This window comes from Paenibacillus sp. TAB_01 (genome assembly GCF_043945595.1).
Lineage (GTDB): Bacteria > Bacillota > Bacilli > Paenibacillales > NBRC-103111 > Paenibacillus_S.
The window spans coordinates 5,452,114-5,469,352 of sequence record NZ_JBIFNP010000001.1 but is presented as its reverse complement, the minus strand read 5'-3'; the positions used below and the strand labels follow the sequence as shown (position 1 = coordinate 5,469,352).

The window sequence follows — 17,239 nt, the reverse complement described above, 5'->3', positions numbered from 1 at the left end:
TTTTTTCATCTAGAGGGGGCAACGCGTCCATGATAACCATTAAGACGATGGAAGAAATTCAGCTTATGCACGAAGCGGGGAAGCTTCTTGCTGCTTGTCATCAGGAAATAGCGAACATGATTCGGCCCGGGATCACCGGCTTGGAAATCGATAAATTCGTGGAAGAATACTTGGCCAAGCATGGAGCGACGCCGGAGCAAAAGGGGTTTCATGGCTATCCCTTTGCTACATGCGCATCCGTGAACGATGTCATCTGCCACGGCTTTCCGAACAATAATCCGTTTAATGAAGGGGACATCGTGACTATCGACATGGTGGTCAATTTAAACGGATGGCTTGCCGATTCCGCCTGGTCCGTATGCGGTAGGGAAGATTTCGCCGGAGGCGGAGCATTTGCTGCAGGTGACGAAAGCATCCTTGTTTAAGGGGATCGAACAGGCGGTCGCCGGCAATCGGATCGGCGATATTTCGCATGCGATCCAAGTGTATGCCGAGGCGGAAGGACTATCGGTGGTCCGTGAATTTATCGGCCACGGCATCGGCCAGGAAATGCACGAGGAGCCCCAAGTGCCGCATTACGGCCCTCCGGGTAAAGGACGAAGACTCAAAGAGGGAATGGTCATTACGATCGAACCGATGCTGAATATCGGGGGCTACCGCTCCAAGCTGGACAGCGACGGTTGGACAGCACGCACATTGGATGGCAGCTTGTCCGCTCAGTATGAGCATACGATTGCCATTACAAGCGAAGGTCCTATCATTTTAACTCAGCTGTAGGACTGCTGCACACTGGATCTTCCATCATTTGGAAACACAAAAACGACCAAGGCTTTTCACAGCTTTGGTCGTTTTTCATTCGTATGCAATTTGTATAGATTATTCGACGATCAGCTTGGACTTCATGTTCAAATGACCTTGTCCGCAAGGTACGGAGCAGATAATATCGTAGGTGCCCGCTTTATCGGCTTTGAACGTTTTCGATAAGGTTTGACCGTTCAGGTTAACGTTGAAGTCTTTGATTTGAGCGCCGTGCAGACCTTCCTTGTTTTCAAGCGTTACGGTAACGTCCTGGCCCTGCTTTACTCGGTACTCAGGCTGGTCGAACTGCCAGTTGGTAGCGGTGAGCTTGATATTTTGAGCTCCTCCTGCAGCCGCGCCACCTGTTCCACTGGTTGTTCCGCCTGTAGTACCGCCTGTCGTTCCTCCGTTGTTGGTTGCGGGCGGCTGCGCCGTTTCTTTTTGTCCGCAAGCGGATAGGGCAAAGACAAGTGTAATGGCAAACACTAATACGATAAGCTTTTTCATCTGAGAACCCTCCAATTTTCCAATAATTGATGTTTGACTTCAACCCTATCATACAGGAACTGACGGGCAAATACGGTGACGAAGCCGTGACAAAACCGGGGCGGGAATGTGAAATGCCGCATCCCCTGTCTGCACTGCCGTCAAAAAGCAAAAATATAGGAAAAATCAGTCGTACGGTGCCCCGCAGACTGATTTTTCTTTCGGTAGCATCCGGATCCGGGCTTCTCGCAGCCGTGCGGAGAAAGGCTTATTTGCCCTTCTCGCGACCGCTGATTCCTTGTTCAAACGGTGTTTTCACAGGGATGAACAAGTCGATGATCCCAATAACCAGTGCTGCCAAAATTGCACCAATAAAGCTCGTCGTCACACCGCTGACAATGAACTGGGCCAGCCAGATAATGACCGCGCTCACGATAAATCCGACGATACCGCGGCCAAAGGGGGTAATTCGTTTGCCGAATATACCCTCTATTACCCAAGCGGCAATAGCAATAACCAGAGCGAGGAAAAATGCGCTCCAGAAACCGCCCACTTCAAAAGCCGGAACGATCCAACTCACAACCATCAGCACCAAAGCAGACACGATAAACCTGACAAGATGGCCAAGCAAATGCATCGGCTGATACCTCCTTTTGAGAAAGACGGAATTTTGAGTATGTTCGACGAAAGGCTTGTGAAAATGGTGTGGACGCGAGCCCTGTTTGTATTGATGCACATGGTATTATAACCAGAAGCGTAAGCAATATGTATCCGGAATCCGGAAATATGAAAGAATCGTTTGTAATTGAAAATTAGCTAATGCTTTAGGTCTGAGCTATAATATAATGAATAGGTCTGTGACGGAAAGGAAAGGTAGGAAAAGCAATTGAACGACAAAATATTGAAGACGCTGGATTATGCATCCATCTTATATAAGTGTGCGCAGCACGCGGAAACGGGGCTGGGCAAAAGCCGCGTGGAGGCGCTGCAGCCGATCGGCGATTTTGAAGAGGTCAAGCGCAGGCTCAAGGCAACCGACGAGGCAGTCAATGTCAATCGGCTGAAGGGCAGCGCGCCGTTTGGCGGCATACGCGATATTACGGCATCCATTCACCGCGCGCGGATCGGAGGCATGCTCAATCCGACGGAGCTGTATGACGTGGCGAATACGATTTACGGAGGACGCCGCCTGAAAAGATTTCTGAGCGACCTTCAGGAAGAATATGCTACTCCTTCGCTCATAGTGCTGGCGGAGCAGATGACCGAGCTGAAGCCGACCGAGGATAAGATCAAACAGTGCATTGACGAGAATGCCCAGGTGGTCGATTCGGCAAGCCCGGAGCTCGCCAAGATACGCCAGGAGCTGAGAGGCAGCGAGACACGGGCGCGCGACCGTCTGGAGCAGATGGTCAGAACGCCGTCCATTCAAAAGATGCTGCAGGATAATCTCGTCACGATTCGAAATGACCGCTACGTGCTGCCGGTAAAGCAGGAATATCGGAGCAATTTCGGCGGTATAATCCATGACCAGTCGGCGTCCGGGGCGACGCTTTTTATCGAGCCCGAGGTCGTCGTTCAACTGAACAACCGCGTCCGGGAGCTGAAGCTGAAGGAAGAAGCGGAAGTGGAAAAAATTCTTCGCATGCTCACCGCTCTGGTTGCGGAAGTGACCGAGGAGCTCCTGGTCAATGTGGACGCGCTCGGAGAGCTTGATTTTGTATTTGCCAGAGCGGGTCTGGCCCATGAAATGAAAGCGACGCTGCCGATATTAAACGACCGCGGCTTTATCAAAATCAAGCGCGGACGGCATCCGCTGATTCCTCCCGACAAGGTTGTTCCCTTGGATTTGGAAATCGGAAACAAATATACGACTATTATTGTTACGGGCCCGAATACGGGCGGGAAGACGGTTTCGCTTAAAACCATCGGCCTCCTTTCGCTGATGGCGATGTCAGGGCTGTTCGTGCCTGCGGAGGAAGGAAGCCAGCTGTGCGTATTTGACGCGATTTATGCCGATATCGGCGATGAACAAAGCATTGAACAAAGCCTGAGTACGTTTTCCAGTCATATGACGAATATTATCCGCATATTGAGAGAGATGACGCCCAAAAGCTTGGTGCTGCTCGATGAGCTTGGCGCCGGGACGGACCCGGCGGAAGGTGCCGCTCTGGCTATAGCCCTGCTTGAATACATTCACCGCATGGGCTGCCGGATCATCGCTACGACGCATTACAGCGAGCTGAAGGCGTATGCGTTTGACCGGCAGGGCATTATTAACGCCAGCATGGAGTTCGACATCGCTACGCTGAGCCCGACCTACCGCCTTTTGGTCGGCGTGCCGGGCCGAAGCAACGCGTTCGCGATCGCCGAGCGGCTGGGCCTGGCGAAGTCGATTATCGACCACGCCCGCGGCCAGGTCGGCGAGGAAGACCAGCGCGTCGAGTCGATGATCGCGACGCTGGAGGAAAACCGGCTGACCGCGGAGGCCGAGCGCCACACCGCCGAGCGGCAGCGCCGCGAGGTCGAAACGCTGCGCGCGAAGCTCGAAGCGGAGCAGCAGCGCTTTGCGGAGCAGCGCGAGAAGCTGTTCGAGCGGGCGGAGCTCGAAGCGCAGGAAGCCGTCGCGAAGGCGCGGCGCGAAGCGGACGAGATCATCGCCGAGCTGCGCCGCATCCGGCGCGAGGAAGCGCTCGGCGTGAAGGATCACCAGCTGAGCGACGCCAAGCGCAGGCTCGACCAGGCGGTGCCCGAGCTGCGTTCGAAGAAGACGCCGGCGAAGTCGGCCAAGAACAAGCCGGATAAACTGGAGGCAGGCGACGAGGTGCTGGTCACCAATCTCCGCCAAAAAGGCCACATCGTGGACATTATCAGCGATACCGAAGCCACGGTACAGCTCGGCATTATGAAGATGAAGGTGCAGCTGGCCGACCTGGAGCTGGTGAAGGCCGCGGCAGCGGCTGTGAAGAAGCCTCAGCAGACCGCAGCCAGCGTAAAGCGGACGCGCGACGAGAATGTGCGGATGGAGCTGGATCTTCGCGGGTCCAATATCGAGGAATCCATTATCGAAGTGGACCGTTTTCTCGATGAATCCTACTTGGCAAATCTTGGTCAAGTGTATATCATACATGGTAAAGGCACCGGCGTTCTGCGCGCGGGCATTCAGGAATTTTTGCGCAAGCACAAGCATGTGAAGAGCTATCGCATCGGCAACTATAACGAGGGCAGCTCAGGGGTAACTGTCGTCGAATTGAAATAATCCAAAAAAATATTTTGGCGCTCGCTGAAACTACCTTTATGGCTGTTTCGTATGTATAAGTGTGAACATCGATGGAACATCAACTTTCGAAAGTAATGCTTAATAATACAAATACCGACATTCATGGGAGGAATTCATTTATGGGAATTTTTAAAAGATTGCGTGACCTGACGGCGGCTTCGATCAACGATTTGCTCGACAAAGCGGAAGACCCGGTAAAAATGCTGAACCAGTTCCTGCGTGACATGGAAGCGGATATCAGCGAGGCGGAAGTAGCGGTCGCAAAACAGATCGCTGTCGAGAAGAAATTCAAGCAGCAGTACGAAGAATCCGAGGAAATGGTTACGAAGCGCGAAGAGCAGGCTTTGAAAGCTCTGGAGCAGGGGAACGAGGATTTGGCCCGCCGCGCGCTGCAGGATAAGAAAGAGCATCAAGCCCGTTATGACGAGCTGAAGAAGCAGTATGACAATGCGAAAGTAAACGCGGACCGTCTTCGCAGCCAATTGTCCGAAATGAAGGACGAGTTTACGAAGATGAAGAACAAGAAGGATCTGCTGATCGCCCGTGCCGAGGCGGCGAAGGCGCAGAAGCAGATCAACCAAGCGATGTCCGGCTTTGGAACCGACAACGCAGCGAAAGGCTTCGACCGCATGTCCGAGAAAGTGCTTCAGATGGAAGCGGAAGCCGAAGCGAGCAACGAACTGCGTTCCAAGAACCGCAGCCTCGATGATGAGCTGGATCAATTAGGGAAAAATGACGGCGTGGACGACGAGCTGGCCGCACTTCGTGCGAAGCTTCAAGCGAAAAAGCAATCCTAAAACCGCATAGGCATCGAATAACCGGTAGAGACTGCAGCGATAGCCGCAGTCTCTTCCCCCGTTGTCGCACAATCCCATGATTTGATAAGATCTTCATGAGGGTGAGGTTATGAACGTTGAATGAAGAGGTGGATGTATTGTTAGCTAATCCGTATATTGAGACGCTGGCGTTTTTTTCCGTAGCGATAGTAGCCTTGATTGTGTTTCTCGCCGTATTTGAAGTGGTGACCAAGTACAAGGACTGGGAGGAGATCAAGAACGGCAACATTTCGGTTGCCATGGCGACCGGAGGCAAAATTTTCGGGATTTGCAATTTGTTCCGTTTTGCGATTTTGAATAACGATTCATTGCTGCATTCGTTAATCTGGGCGGGATACGGATTTATTTTGCTGCTCGTCGCCTATTTTATCTTTGAATTTTTGACGCCTTATTTTAAAATTGACGAGGAGATTCAAAAGGATAATAAGGCGGTCGGGCTGCTTTCCATGATGATCTCCATTTCGATTTCGTATGTTATCGGGGCCAGCGTAACCTGATTTTTACAGGCTGGGATCTGATTCAGGAGGCAGTGAAATGAAGTATTTGTGGGGTACCTTGTTTGCGCTTGCGCTTGTATTTTTCGGCATAGGCATTTATTATTTTATTCAGCATGCATAGAGCGATACCAGCTAATGATTGGCTAGCTAAAGAATCGGAGGAATGTAGGATGCCGCATGAGCATGACCAGCTGTGTCCATGGTGTCAGACCGAGATCGTATGGGACCCGGAGATCGGTCCGGAGGACACTTGTCCTCATTGCTTTAACGAGCTTGGACAATACCGCAGCATACAATTGCAAGTAAGACCGACCGGCGAAGAAGTGACGTACGAAGAGCTGGACGACTATGAGGAAGATTACGAGGAAGACGAAGATTTCGACGTCATGGACGATTATGAGGAAGGCGTACAGCGTGTTCTGGATACACAGGAGGAAGCGCCGGAATGCTCCGCCTGCCAGAGCTTAATGCTGCTTGCCGGTCATCAGAAAGCGCTGCCGGGCTTTGAACCTAACGCTCCCAAGCCGCTGAAGAAGCCTTTGTTGAAAACGGATTATGCTGTGAAAGTATACGTTTGTCCGTCCTGCTACAAGGTTGAGCAGGTGCTGTCGGAACAGGACCGCTCGGGTCTGATCGAGCTGCTCAAGCAGCATGGCGGCCAATAAAGGCAAGCGCAGAACAAGGAATGCTCATGAAAGCGTGAGTATTCCTTTTTTTGTATACGCTCATGATTTTTGGCTTAGGGGGAAGGTTAACAAGACGAAACACCCTAATCCAACAATTCAGGTGAGCTTATGCATTCAGGAACTAAGCATTTTCCGCACAAATGGATTCGCAGTGCAAATGAGCGCACGGCATGGCGCTACAAGGGCAGCGGGAAGCAGACGCCGTCGCGTAAGAGCAAAGCCCCGCTTGAAGCGCAAACCCGTCTGCTGCTGACGGTGCACGGTTTGGTCGCCGCGGCGAATGCGCTGTCCGGTACGTTTGTTAACGTTTATTTGTGGAAGGCCAGACAAGATTTTACCCTGATCGGCTGGTTTACACTGATCCATCATTTGACGATGGCAGTCACGTTCTGGATGGCGGGCAAATGGGTGAAAGAGCACAACAAGATGAACTGCCTGAGGGCAGGCGTCGCCGTATCGGCCTTATTTTATTTAACCGTGCTTTGGGCTGGGGAGCGGGCAGCCGATTTCTTCATTCTGCTCGGTGTGATTCAGGGCATGTCGGCGGGATTGTTTTGGCTTGCATTCAATGTGGTTTACTTTGAAGTGACCGATCCGGATAACCGCGACCGGTTTAACGGCTGGGCCGGGCTTCTCGGAGCGGGCGCGGGCATGATTGCGCCATGGATTTCGGGCTTCCTGATCGTCCATATGAAGCAAACAAACGGGTACCGCCTTATTTTCACCATTTCGCTGATCGTTTTTGTGATCGGGGTGGTGTTCAGCTTTTTTCTGAAAAAAAGGAAGGCGGAGGGGCATTATGAATGGTTTCTGACCATCCGGTGTCTGAGGCAAAAGAGCACCGCATGGCGAACCGTCTCTCTAGCTCTCGTTGCGCAAGGCATTCGCGAAGGGGTATTCGGCTTCATGATCGCCCTGCTGGTCTACGTACATACCGGGAGCGAGATGAAGCTGGGCAATTTTTCTTTGATCAGCTCGGCTGTATCTTTCGTCAGTTTTTTGATCGCAGGGCGTCTGCTCAAAAATAAAAACCGCCGCGGGGCTATGTTCTTCGGAGCTCTCATGATCGTATTGATTCTCGTCCCTTTTTTCTGGAAAGTCAATTTTACGACGCTGCTTATTTTCGGCATAGGGGCAGGGCTCTTTTTTCCGCTGTATTCGATTCCGATGACGTCCTCTGTATTTGATCTGATCGGCAAAAATCCGGACAGCGTCAAGCAGAGGGAAGAATACATCGTGCTTCGAGAGCTGATGTTAAATATCGGCCGGATTCTCGGCACAGCGGTGTTTATCATTGTCGCTTCGAATTCCACCGCCCCGGCGGTCATGAATTGGCTGCTTTTCGGGATCGGCTGCTCGCCGCTTGTTTCGTGGTTTTTCATGAGCCGGGATGCATTGAAGAAGCAGGCGGTAAAGGCGGCCAAGCCTTGACAAAAATGTCTCTGCCGCTACAATTAAGGACGTTAGATAACGACCGGCAGGAAAGGCTTGGAAGGAGCGCGACAAGGATGACGAACAAAAGCAGACTCATGGTGGACAGCGTCACGGAGCTGATCGGCGATACGCCGGCGGTTAGAATCAGAAGAATGACCCGGGAAAACGATGCGGAAGTATACGTTAAGCTGGAATATTTCAACCCGAGCGGCAGCGTGAAGGACCGTGCGGCATTTAATTTGATCGCCCAGGCGGAACAGGACGGTATCCTGAAGCCTGGGGCGACTATTATTGAGCCGACGAGCGGCAATACGGGCATCGGACTGGCTATGAACGCCGCCGCCAAAGGCTACAAAGCGATCCTGGTGATGCCGGATAATATGACGAAGGAACGCATCAATATTTTAAAAGCGTACGGCGCCGATGTCGTGCTGACGCCTGCGGCGCAGCGGATGCCCGGGGCAATCAAGAAGGCATTGGAGCTGAGGGAGCAAATACCGGGCAGCTTTATTCCGCAGCAGTTTGAGAACAAGGCGAATCCGGACATTCACCGTGTGACAACAGCGCTTGAGATCGTTGAGCAAATGGATGGCAGGCTCGATGCGTTCGTAGCTACTTCCGGGACTGGCGGAACGATTACGGGGACGGGCGAGGTGCTTCGCGACAAAATCCCCGGCATCCGGATTTATGTGGTGGAGCCGCAGGGCTCCCCGGTGCTTTCCGGCGGGAAGCCGGGCCCGCATAAGCTGGTAGGCACCAGCCCGGGCTTTGTGCCGGCGATTCTTAATACCGGCGTGTATGACGAAATCGTCCAGGTGACGGACGAGGACGCGCTGCGCACGACGCAGGAGCTGGCCAGCCGCGAAGGCATTCTGGTCAGGCCTTCGTCCGGGGCGTCCGTATCGAACCGCGCTGCAGGTAGCCAAAAAGCTGGGCAAAGGCAAGCGGGTGCTCTGCATCGCCCCGGATACGGGCGAACGTTATTTGAGCATGGGGATTTTCGGCGGCTGATGAACCTGGTCAACAGCCTTGTCATACAATCGTTGTATTGAAAAAAAGCGCCTCTCTATAGTATCGGAGGCCGCTGAAAACGGGTAGGGCACGGAATCGTTCATGAACGAAAAAGGATTCCTGCTCGCGGCGGTGATTTTCAGTGGTCCTTCCCTATAGGGAGGGCTTTTTTTGTTTTACTTGAATTTATTGTGAAGGGGACAAGCTCATTTAAAATGGTGTTGAATATTTATTCATATATGTGTATAATTATAAATATCAAGAAGATAACTAATGGAAGGTGATCTAAGGGATGAAAATCGCACTGGACAATGTGGCTCCGACTCAAGACGCGTTTGAACAAATGCTTTCTTGCATGAAGGAGGGGCGGGGAACGGATGCGGCGCTTCAGTATGAAGTCTACTGCAGCAGTCCTTATGTGATTGCGGCGTACGATCAAGGCAAGCTTGTCGGTCTCGGACGGGTAGCCTCCGGTGACGAAGCGGCGGGCGGCTGCGATATTAAGGTGTTGGATCCGTACCGGGGAAGAGAAATCGAGGATTACATGCGAAAGCTCTTGTCCGTTCATCGTATATAATTCGTTTGGTATAGATAAACGTTTAAATAAAATGCGAGCGTAGAGCCTGGGGAGAGCATTCCCCGGGCTTTTGTTATGCGAGCCCAAGCTCCTGCAATTTTGCTTTGCAAAAAGTCAGTTGTTGGGTGTAATATGGAGTAATAATTTAATTATTTCCCGAGTATGAGCGCACACTTAAGCTTATGCTTCATTCATGCTCATGCTAACGGGAAAGTTTGCTGCGCAAACCCGGCAAATGTTATAAAGAAAGTTTGCTTAAGCAAACTCTTAGGAGGATCAACCGACAATGGAACAGTTCAAATTGCGCATTATCGACCTGCTGAAGGAAGACGCGAGAAGATCGCCAGCGTTAATCGCGACGATGCTCGGCGCCTCCGAGGCAGAGGTTGCCGAAGCGATCAAGGATCTTGAAGACGCGCACGTCATCGTGAAATACGCGACGGTCGTCAATTGGGCCAAGGTAGACGATGAGAAGGTAACCGCCTTAATCGAAGTTCAGATTACACCAGAGCGCGGCCGCGGATTCGACGCGATTGCGGAGCGCATTTACTTATATCCGGAAGTAAAGTCCGTTTACCTGATGTCCGGCGCGTATGACCTGCTCGTTGAGATCGAAGGGAAGACGCTGAAGGAAGTGGCATCGTTCGTCTCGAACAAATTGTCGCCGCTTGACCGCGTGTTATCGACCAAAACCAATTTTATTTTGAAAAAATATAAGCAGGACGGCATCACCTTCGAAGATCATGAAGATGACCGCCGTATGCTAATCTCGCCGTGAAGGACGATGAGTTCATGATGAATCAGACCGAAAAGCAAAGTCCAACAAACAAGTCGATGTCCGACTATCTGGCCCCGCTGGTCCGGGAGATTCCGCCATCCGGAATCCGCAAATTTTTTGACCTTGTCAGCGGCAGCAAGGATATTATTTCGCTGGGCGTAGGCGAACCCGATTTCAGCACGCCATGGCATGTGCGCGAAGCTTGTGTGTACTCGCTCGAGCGCGGCAACACGAAGTATACGCCGAATGCCGGTTTGCCGGAATTGAGAGAAGCGATTGGCGAGTACTTGTATGACTCGTTTCACGTCCCGTATGAGCCCTCCGATGAAATATTAGTAACCGTCGGCGGCAGCGAAGCGATCGATTTGGCGCTGCGCGCGCTCATCGTGCCCGGCGATGAAATCTTGATACCGGAGCCTTGCTATATCTCCTACTCGCCTATTACGAAGATCGGCGGCGGCATTCCCGTAGGGATCGAAACGTTCGCGAAGGACAACTTCAAGCTGACGCCGGAATCGTTAAAGGCAAGCTTGACGCCGAAGTCCAAAATCCTGATTCTGTGCTATCCGAGCAACCCGACCGGCGGCATTATGACCTATGAAGACTGGCTGCCGATTGCGAAGATCGTCGAAGAGCACGATCTTATCGTCATTTCCGACGAAATTTATGCGGAGCTGACTTATGAGCAGAAGCACGTGAGCTTCGCCTCGCTGCCGGGCATGAAGGATCGGACGATTCTGGTCAGCGGTTTTTCCAAAGCATTCGCTATGACCGGCTGGCGCATGGGTTATGCCTGCGGTCATCGTGACCTGATCTCCGCTATGCTCAAGATTCACCAGTACACTGTGATGTGCGCTCCGGCCATGGGACAGGTTGCGGCACTGGAAGCTTTGAAGAACGGACTGGAAGAAAAGGACCACATGGTCGAGTCATACAACCAACGTCGGCGGCTGGTCGTTCAGGGCTTCCGTGAAATCGGCTTAACCTGCCACGAGCCTCAAGGCGCATTTTATGCGTTTCCTTCGATTGCTTCCACAGGGCTCACCTCGGAGGAATTTGCTCAACGGCTGCTGTATGAAGCGAAGGTTGCGGCAGTGCCGGGCAACGTGTTCGGGCTGGGTGGAGAAGGCTTTGTACGCTGTTCCTACGCGACTTCCGTCACTCAATTGATCGAGGCGATCGAACGGATCGGTAAATTTATACAAAAACTGTAAATTCGACAAAAGTAGTCATTTGCAACCTCGGAAAAAGCTGGTATCTTTATAGTAAAGAAATATTTCATGAATTTTTATTTCTATGAAACGATCTTGTCTAAAGATACGTGGTTAAGGAGGGATGACAAATGGCTTTTCCGGAATATCAGCTTCGGCAGTATTTGAATATGGGTTGGGTTCGCGAGAAGGATCAACAGGCCAAGTGGATTTTTGGGAAAAAGAAGCAATCATCTTCTGCCTTATCTTTAGAAGAAGAGATTTATCAATTGCGAATGGAATTAGAAAAGCGGGTCCAGATAGACAAAAGCTTAACCTCTTCTGAAGTTGTGGAGATCAGCATGATGCTTGACTTGAAGATCAATGAATATATGAACCGTAACAAGAGGAACCGTTAATGCGGTTCTTCTTTTTTTTGAAAGAGCGCTCTCACTTATGATATGATGGTGGCTGATAGTATAGTGTTTTTCATCAGATAGGAGAGGGACTATGAGAGGGAAATGGCTGCTGATCTTCATGCTGTTGATGCTGGCGCTGGCCGGCTGCGGGAATGACCCGAAAGCGGACGTGCCTATTTTTATGATGGGGCAGAACGGGGTACCTAACGAAGTAGGAGATAAGCTGCAGGCCGCGCTCCAAGCGAAGGTAGGGCAGGCGCCGACGGTGAGCGTATTGACCGTACCTGTGTTCTCTATGGAAAAGCTGATTGTGGAAATAGCTGCAGGAGATAACGGGATTATCATCGTTCCGGCGGAGCAGTTCAATGTGATAGGCAAGCAGGGAGGATACGTCAGCCTCGACAACATTGCGAAGCAGGAGGACTTCCCATCAGGCGTGCTGGAGCTTCCGGTGGACGGAAAGACGGAAAAGCATTTGTACGGCATTCCGCTGGAGCAGACCAAATGGTTTACGGAATTGAAGCTGAACGGCAAGGACCTGGTCGCCTTCGTTCCGGCAAACGCGAAGAATCAGGATAAAGTCATGCAAGTGATCAAAGTGATCGCGCAAAAATAGACTGAGCCGCTCGGGCGGCTTGTCTCATTTCATACATCGAACAGGTGCTTATTCGCATACGAGATGCGATTCAAGTTAAAAGGGAAGCCGGTACGAATCCGGCACGGTCCCGCCACTGTTATTGGGGATGACCCTCAGGAAGCCACTGCTCTTACTTCAGCGGGAAGGCGAGGAAGTCTGCAGCTCCCCATAAGTCAGGAGACCTGCCTGTACGAACGAAGACTGTCCCCTTTCGAGGAAAAAGGAGCGTCGCGAGCCAATGGTTGCTCTGTCTGTTCAGGCAGGACGGCCATTGGAGGTCGTTATGCCCTTGGTTTCTTTTCGCCGAAAAGGAACGAAGGTTTTTTTGTTTGGCAAACCATGATCGATAGGAGTGCGGAATAATGAAGGCAACACGGGAAACAACAGGGAAGCGGTGGCTGCGTAAAGGGGCTGCGGCGCTTCTGGGGCTGACGCTGGCATGGAGTCTTGCAGGCTGCGGCGAGAAGCCGAAAACGCCGGGAGCGGGCGATTTGGCCGATCCCCCTAAAGCGGGCGCAGGCGCCAATACAGGTGGGCAAGCGGGGACGGGGGCGTCCGCCGGAGCCAAGGCGACAGTGTATCCTTTTAAAGTCAAGGATGCGACGGGACAAGAGTTCACGTTCGCTAAAGCTCCGGCGCGCATCGTTTCGGTATCGCCGAGCGAGACGGAAACGCTGTTTGCTCTAGGGCTGGGAGACAAAGTTGTCGGCGTCTCCGATTACGACGATTATCCTGCGGAGGCGGCAGGCAAGCCGAAGATGGGGAGCATCGTCAAGCCGAACGAGGAAGCGTTGATTGCCGCGAATGCGGACGTCGTGCTGTCCGGCGTGTCGCTGCCTGTGCCGGTAGTGGATAAGCTGCGCAGCCTTCAGGTGAATGTGTTCAAGGTAGATCCGAAGACGGTGGAGGATGTAATGAACAACATCCTGATCTTCGGGCAGCTGTTCGACAAGCAGGAGCAGGCGGAGAAGCTCGTTGCCGGCATGAAGGCCGACCTGCAGAAGGTGACCGATGCCGTGAAGGATTTGAAGCCGGAGCAGAAAAAGCGGGTGCTGATTGAATTTTCGCCGGGCTGGACGGTCGGCAAGGGAGAGTTTATGGACGAGCTGATCACGCTCTCCGGAGGGATCAATGTCGCTTCCAATGTGAAGGGCTTTGCCCAAATGAATGAGGAGCAAATCATTGCCGACAATCCCCAAGTCATTTTATACCCGAATAATTTAATTGATGAGAAATCCAAAAAAACGATGGATCAAATCATTAGGGAGCGCAGCAGCTGGGCGGGCATCGATGCGATTAAAAACAACCGGCTGGTCGGGCTGGATCAAAATTTGATCAGCCGTCCGGGACCGGCGGATTACACAGGGCTTACTGGAGGTCGCTAAAGGAATCTATCCCGAGCTGGTGAAGTAGATGAGACGGAAGCTCTGTTTATGGGGCGGAGCCGGCTGCCTTCTCCTGCTGCTGTCGGCTTCGTTCAGTTTATCGATCGGTACGGTACGGCTGCCCCTGCTGCAGGTATGGGGAATTCTGGCCCATCATGTGCCATGGATTCACGGGTATGTGACACCGGATTGGCAGGCATCGGCGGATCAAATTATATGGCGCGTGCGGCTGCCGCGCGTCGTGCTTGCAATCTGTGTCGGCGCTTCGCTCGGCATCGCCGGAGCCGCCTTCCAGGGGGTGCTGCGCAACCCGCTGGCGAGCCCTTATACGCTCGGCGTTTCGTCTGGAGCCGCGGTGGGGGCGTCCTTTTTGATTCTGACCGGGCTGCAGTTCGCATTGCTCGGCTCTTGGTCGGTGCCTGTAGTGGCTTTTGTGACGGGCGGTATCTCGCTGGTCATTGTCATCGCGCTGGCCCGTTCGGACGGCAAGCTGCAGCGGGAAACGGTGATTTTATCCGGTGTCGTGATGCAGGCTTTCCTCGGCTCCTTCGTGTCTCTGATGGTGGCTATGTCGAAGCAGGTCGTCAATGAGATCGTCTTCTGGCTGATGGGCAGTTTAGCGCTCCGGGGCTGGGCGTATTCCGGCGTGATGCTGCCGTATTTGGCTGTCGGGGCGCTGATTCTGCTCGGCTATGGCCGCTCGATGAACTTGTTCGCTTTGGGCGAGCGGCAGGCGGCACATCTGGGTGTACACGTGGAGAGGACAAAGCTGGTCGTGCTGATAGCCGCAACGCTGGTGACGGCTGCTGCGGTGTCCGTGTCAGGTGTCGTCGCCTTTGTAGGGCTTATCGTGCCTCACTTGCTGCGTTTGATGATAGGAGCGGATTACCGGCTGCTGCTGCCTCTTTCTTTGCTTGGAGGGGCGCTGTACGTACTGTGGGCCGATACGCTGGCGCGTACCGTGCTGAGCCCGATGGAGATTCCGCTCGGGGTCGTCACGGCGCTGCTCGGGGCGCCGTTCTTTGCCTACTTATTAAGACGGCAGAAGAAAACGGCCGGTTAAAGTGCCGCATGGCGGAGGGTGGAGGCCCGGGAACCGGCAAATATGCAAGGGTGTCCCAGATCTCAACCGGGTGGTTCCGCGAAGCGGGAGAAAGGAGGAAGGCAGCCGTTGGAACAGGCATTGATTCATGCGGACAGCTTAAGCCTGGTCTACTCGACAGGTCCGGTGTTGAACGGGGTCAGTTTCTCCGTGGCCGCAGGCGAGTGCTTCGGCATTATCGGCCCGAACGGCAGCGGCAAGTCGACGCTGCTGAAGCTGCTGTCGGGCGTAATGAAGCCGACGAAGGGCGTTGTGCTGCTGGAGGGCAAGCCGGCCCACCGGTACCCTCGCAAGCCGCTCGCGCGCTGGATGGCGGTGCTCCAGCAGGATGCGCTGCCTCCGCTCGATTTCACCGTTCGCGAGGTGATCGAGATGGGCCGCTTTCCGTTTCAGAATTGGCTTGGGGACGAGGGACGGAGCCGTACGGAGGCGCTGATCGACGGGATTGTCGAGCGGCTTCAGCTCGAGGAGCTGCAGCACCGGAGCGTCAGCCTGCTCAGCGGAGGGGAACGGCAGCGGGTTGCCCTGGGCAAGGTGATGGCGCAGGAGCCCAGCGTTCTGCTGCTTGACGAGCCGACGACGTATCTGGATATCGGATACCAGGTGCAGATGATGGAATGGATCCGGCAGTGGCAGCAGGAATCGGGGCTGACGGTCATCGCGGTGCTGCATGATTTGAATTTGGCGGCGCAGTATTGCGGGCGTCTGCTGCTGCTTAACGGCGGAGCCGTGGAAGGGACCGGAACTCCGGATGAAGTGATCCGGGCCGATCTGCTGGAGCGGGTATACGGGACAATGCCCATTGTGCTGGAGCACCCGGTTTCCGGGGTTCCGCAGCTGCTGCTTCAGGCGAAGCGTCCGCTGACGGAGTAAGCTCTGAAATGTTTCGATTGGATATGATATTTTTCATGTATCGTTTTTATGGATAAGGCTTGCGTCATGGCAGGAGAGGGGATAAGTAAGGATGAAATCGTTGGAGCAAATCGTATCGGAGATTCAACCGCTTGATCAAGGAGCAGCAGAGGCGGCAGGCCGTCATCTGGATTCGTTGACCAAGCCGCCGGGAAGCCTCGGGAAGCTTGAAGAGGTAGCCCGCCAGCTGGCCGGCATGAGCGGTAAGACGATACCGGAGCCGGGCAAAAAAGCAGTCATCGTGATGGCCGGGGATCACGGCGTTTGCGAGGAGGGAGTCAGCGCTTTTCCTGCGGAAGTGACACCGCAGATGGTGCTGAATTTCTTGAACGGCGGAGCTGCGGTAAACGTATTGGCGCGCCATACGGGAGCGGAAGTCGTATGCGTGGATATCGGCGTCAATGCCGATTTGGAGCATCCGCAGCTGGTTTCGCGCAAGATACGCAAAGGAACGCGCAACATGGCCGTTGAGCCCGCCATGACCGAGCATGAGGCGGTTGATGCCATTCTGGTCGGCGTACAGGTCGTTCAAGAGCTTGTAGATCAAGGCTATTCGCTTTTTGCCACAGGGGAAATGGGGATAGGCAATACGACGCCAAGCTCGGCTATTCTCGCCGTACTGACGGGGACGGAGGTCGGCATTACCGTCGGACGCGGGACGGGAATCGACGATGACCGTCTGCGGCATAAGCAGGCGGTCATTGAGCGCGCCATTGAGCGGAACCGTCCCGATGCGGGCCGGCCCCTCGATGTGCTGGCGAAGGTAGGCGGGCTGGAAATCGCCGGCTTGACGGGCGTCATTCTCGGCGCCGCGCTGAACCGCTGCCCCGTCGTCATCGACGGGTTCATTTCCTCCGCGGCAGCGCTGCTGGCGAGCCGGATTGCTCCGCACAGCGCATCCTACATGATCGCCTCGCACCTGTCGCAGGAGCAGGGGCATGCCCTGCTGCTTGAGGCGGTCGGTATCTCCCCGATGCTGCGCATGGATATGCGGCTTGGGGAAGGGACAGGCGCCGTGCTCGCTTTTCCGCTCATCGAAGCGGCGGTAAAAATTATGCGGGAGATGGCCACATTTGCGAATGCCGGCATCAGCAAGGCATTGGATGCTTAGGCACGGATGCATCATGGCAGGAATGACATTGAGAGTGCCTGGCCGGATGCGGCAAGATAGGTAGAACATAGCGAATGTCTAGGCACGCATGTGCATAGAGAGC

Annotated in this window: 15 protein-coding genes, 3 pseudogenes and 1 riboswitch; of the genes and pseudogenes, 16 read left to right on the top strand and 2 right to left on the bottom strand. The window is 53.6% G+C overall.

Going from position 1 to position 17,239, the window contains the following annotated elements:
* The first annotated feature begins 29 nt into the window (after window positions 1-29).
* A pseudogene (gene map / locus ACHHV8_RS26670) lies at window positions 30-777 on the top strand (type I methionyl aminopeptidase).
* Between the two features lie 99 nt (window positions 778-876).
* Here the strand turns inward: map and ACHHV8_RS26665 are convergent.
* Window positions 877-1,305 (bottom strand): cytochrome C oxidase subunit II, encoded by a 429-nt coding sequence (locus tag ACHHV8_RS26665; protein ID WP_395162394.1) that lies wholly within the window; start codon window positions 1,303-1,305, stop codon window positions 877-879.
* A gap of 247 nt (window positions 1,306-1,552) precedes the next feature.
* Complete coding sequence (locus ACHHV8_RS26660; protein WP_395162393.1) at window positions 1,553-1,921, bottom strand: phage holin family protein; 369 nt, start codon at window positions 1,919-1,921, stop codon at window positions 1,553-1,555.
* A gap of 249 nt (window positions 1,922-2,170) precedes the next feature.
* On the opposite strand from ACHHV8_RS26660, the gene ACHHV8_RS26655 reads away from it, so the two are divergent.
* From ACHHV8_RS26655 to cobT, 15 genes and pseudogenes are all read left to right on the top strand, one after another.
* Complete coding sequence (locus tag ACHHV8_RS26655) at window positions 2,171-4,540, top strand: endonuclease MutS2 (RefSeq protein ID WP_395162392.1); 2,370 nt, start codon at window positions 2,171-2,173, stop codon at window positions 4,538-4,540.
* Between the two features lie 140 nt (window positions 4,541-4,680).
* Window positions 4,681-5,358: a PspA/IM30 family protein gene (locus tag ACHHV8_RS26650; protein ID WP_395162391.1), complete on the top strand. Its 678-nt coding sequence runs from the start codon at window positions 4,681-4,683 to the stop codon at window positions 5,356-5,358.
* Window positions 5,359-5,474: 116 nt separating this feature from the next.
* Window positions 5,475-5,894 carry a DUF350 domain-containing protein gene (locus ACHHV8_RS26645; protein WP_395162390.1) on the top strand — a complete coding sequence of 140 codons (420 nt, stop codon included), beginning with the start codon at window positions 5,475-5,477 and terminating at the stop codon, window positions 5,892-5,894.
* Window positions 5,895-6,064: 170 nt separating this feature from the next.
* Complete coding sequence (locus ACHHV8_RS26640) at window positions 6,065-6,559, top strand: hypothetical protein (protein ID WP_395162389.1); 495 nt, start codon at window positions 6,065-6,067, stop codon at window positions 6,557-6,559.
* 129 nt (window positions 6,560-6,688) lie between these two features.
* The gene (locus ACHHV8_RS26635; RefSeq protein ID WP_395162388.1) at window positions 6,689-8,011 is read left to right on the top strand and encodes an MFS transporter; all 1,323 of its coding nucleotides are present in this window, start codon (window positions 6,689-6,691) and stop codon (window positions 8,009-8,011) included.
* A 77-nt stretch (window positions 8,012-8,088) separates the two neighbouring features.
* Window positions 8,089-9,025: pseudogene (cysK, locus tag ACHHV8_RS26630) on the top strand (cysteine synthase A).
* Window positions 9,026-9,317: 292 nt separating this feature from the next.
* The gene (locus ACHHV8_RS26625; protein ID WP_395162387.1) at window positions 9,318-9,602 is read left to right on the top strand and encodes a hypothetical protein; all 285 of its coding nucleotides are present in this window, start codon (window positions 9,318-9,320) and stop codon (window positions 9,600-9,602) included.
* A gap of 286 nt (window positions 9,603-9,888) precedes the next feature.
* On the top strand, window positions 9,889-10,380 hold the full coding sequence (locus ACHHV8_RS26620) for an Lrp/AsnC family transcriptional regulator (protein WP_395162386.1): 492 nt from the start codon (window positions 9,889-9,891) through the stop codon (window positions 10,378-10,380).
* A gap of 14 nt (window positions 10,381-10,394) precedes the next feature.
* Window positions 10,395-11,594 (top strand): aminotransferase class I/II-fold pyridoxal phosphate-dependent enzyme, encoded by a 1,200-nt coding sequence (locus tag ACHHV8_RS26615; RefSeq protein WP_395162385.1) that lies wholly within the window; start codon window positions 10,395-10,397, stop codon window positions 11,592-11,594.
* A gap of 128 nt (window positions 11,595-11,722) precedes the next feature.
* The gene (locus ACHHV8_RS26610) at window positions 11,723-11,989 is read left to right on the top strand and encodes an aspartyl-phosphate phosphatase Spo0E family protein (protein ID WP_395162384.1); all 267 of its coding nucleotides are present in this window, start codon (window positions 11,723-11,725) and stop codon (window positions 11,987-11,989) included.
* A gap of 91 nt (window positions 11,990-12,080) precedes the next feature.
* Complete coding sequence (locus ACHHV8_RS26605) at window positions 12,081-12,605, top strand: hypothetical protein (protein ID WP_395162383.1); 525 nt, start codon at window positions 12,081-12,083, stop codon at window positions 12,603-12,605.
* A 25-nt stretch (window positions 12,606-12,630) separates the two neighbouring features.
* Window positions 12,631-12,830: riboswitch (cobalamin riboswitch) on the top strand.
* Between the two features lie 158 nt (window positions 12,831-12,988).
* A pseudogene (locus ACHHV8_RS26600) lies at window positions 12,989-14,039 on the top strand (ABC transporter substrate-binding protein).
* Window positions 14,040-15,074: a FecCD family ABC transporter permease gene (locus tag ACHHV8_RS26595; protein WP_395162382.1), complete on the top strand. Its 1,035-nt coding sequence runs from the start codon at window positions 14,040-14,042 to the stop codon at window positions 15,072-15,074.
* Between the two features lie 120 nt (window positions 15,075-15,194).
* On the top strand, window positions 15,195-15,986 hold the full coding sequence (locus ACHHV8_RS26590) for an ABC transporter ATP-binding protein (RefSeq protein ID WP_395163638.1): 792 nt from the start codon (window positions 15,195-15,197) through the stop codon (window positions 15,984-15,986).
* A 91-nt stretch (window positions 15,987-16,077) separates the two neighbouring features.
* Window positions 16,078-17,136: a nicotinate-nucleotide--dimethylbenzimidazole phosphoribosyltransferase gene (gene cobT / locus ACHHV8_RS26585; protein WP_395162381.1), complete on the top strand. Its 1,059-nt coding sequence runs from the start codon at window positions 16,078-16,080 to the stop codon at window positions 17,134-17,136.
* The last annotated feature ends 103 nt before the right edge of the window (window positions 17,137-17,239 follow it).

Bases quoted from the DNA above. Each gene is read 5' to 3' on its own strand.
- ACHHV8_RS26665 (WP_395162394.1), bottom strand. From the start codon at position 1,305: ATGAAAAAGCTTATCGTATTAGTGTTTGCCATTACACTTGTCTTTGCC.
- ACHHV8_RS26660 (WP_395162393.1), bottom strand. From the start codon at position 1,921: ATGCATTTGCTTGGCCATCTTGTCAGGTTTATCGTGTCTGCTTTGGTG.
- ACHHV8_RS26650 (WP_395162391.1), top strand. From the start codon at position 4,681: ATGGGAATTTTTAAAAGATTGCGTGACCTGACGGCGGCTTCGATCAAC.
- ACHHV8_RS26640 (WP_395162389.1), top strand. From the start codon at position 6,065: ATGCCGCATGAGCATGACCAGCTGTGTCCATGGTGTCAGACCGAGATC.
- ACHHV8_RS26635 (WP_395162388.1), top strand. From the start codon at position 6,689: ATGCATTCAGGAACTAAGCATTTTCCGCACAAATGGATTCGCAGTGCA.
- ACHHV8_RS26625 (WP_395162387.1), top strand. From the start codon at position 9,318: ATGAAAATCGCACTGGACAATGTGGCTCCGACTCAAGACGCGTTTGAA.
- ACHHV8_RS26620 (WP_395162386.1), top strand. From the start codon at position 9,889: ATGGAACAGTTCAAATTGCGCATTATCGACCTGCTGAAGGAAGACGCG.
- ACHHV8_RS26615 (WP_395162385.1), top strand. From the start codon at position 10,395: ATGATGAATCAGACCGAAAAGCAAAGTCCAACAAACAAGTCGATGTCC.
- ACHHV8_RS26610 (WP_395162384.1), top strand. From the start codon at position 11,723: ATGGCTTTTCCGGAATATCAGCTTCGGCAGTATTTGAATATGGGTTGG.
- ACHHV8_RS26605 (WP_395162383.1), top strand. From the start codon at position 12,081: ATGAGAGGGAAATGGCTGCTGATCTTCATGCTGTTGATGCTGGCGCTG.
- ACHHV8_RS26595 (WP_395162382.1), top strand. From the start codon at position 14,040: ATGAGACGGAAGCTCTGTTTATGGGGCGGAGCCGGCTGCCTTCTCCTG.
- cobT (WP_395162381.1), top strand. From the start codon at position 16,078: ATGAAATCGTTGGAGCAAATCGTATCGGAGATTCAACCGCTTGATCAA.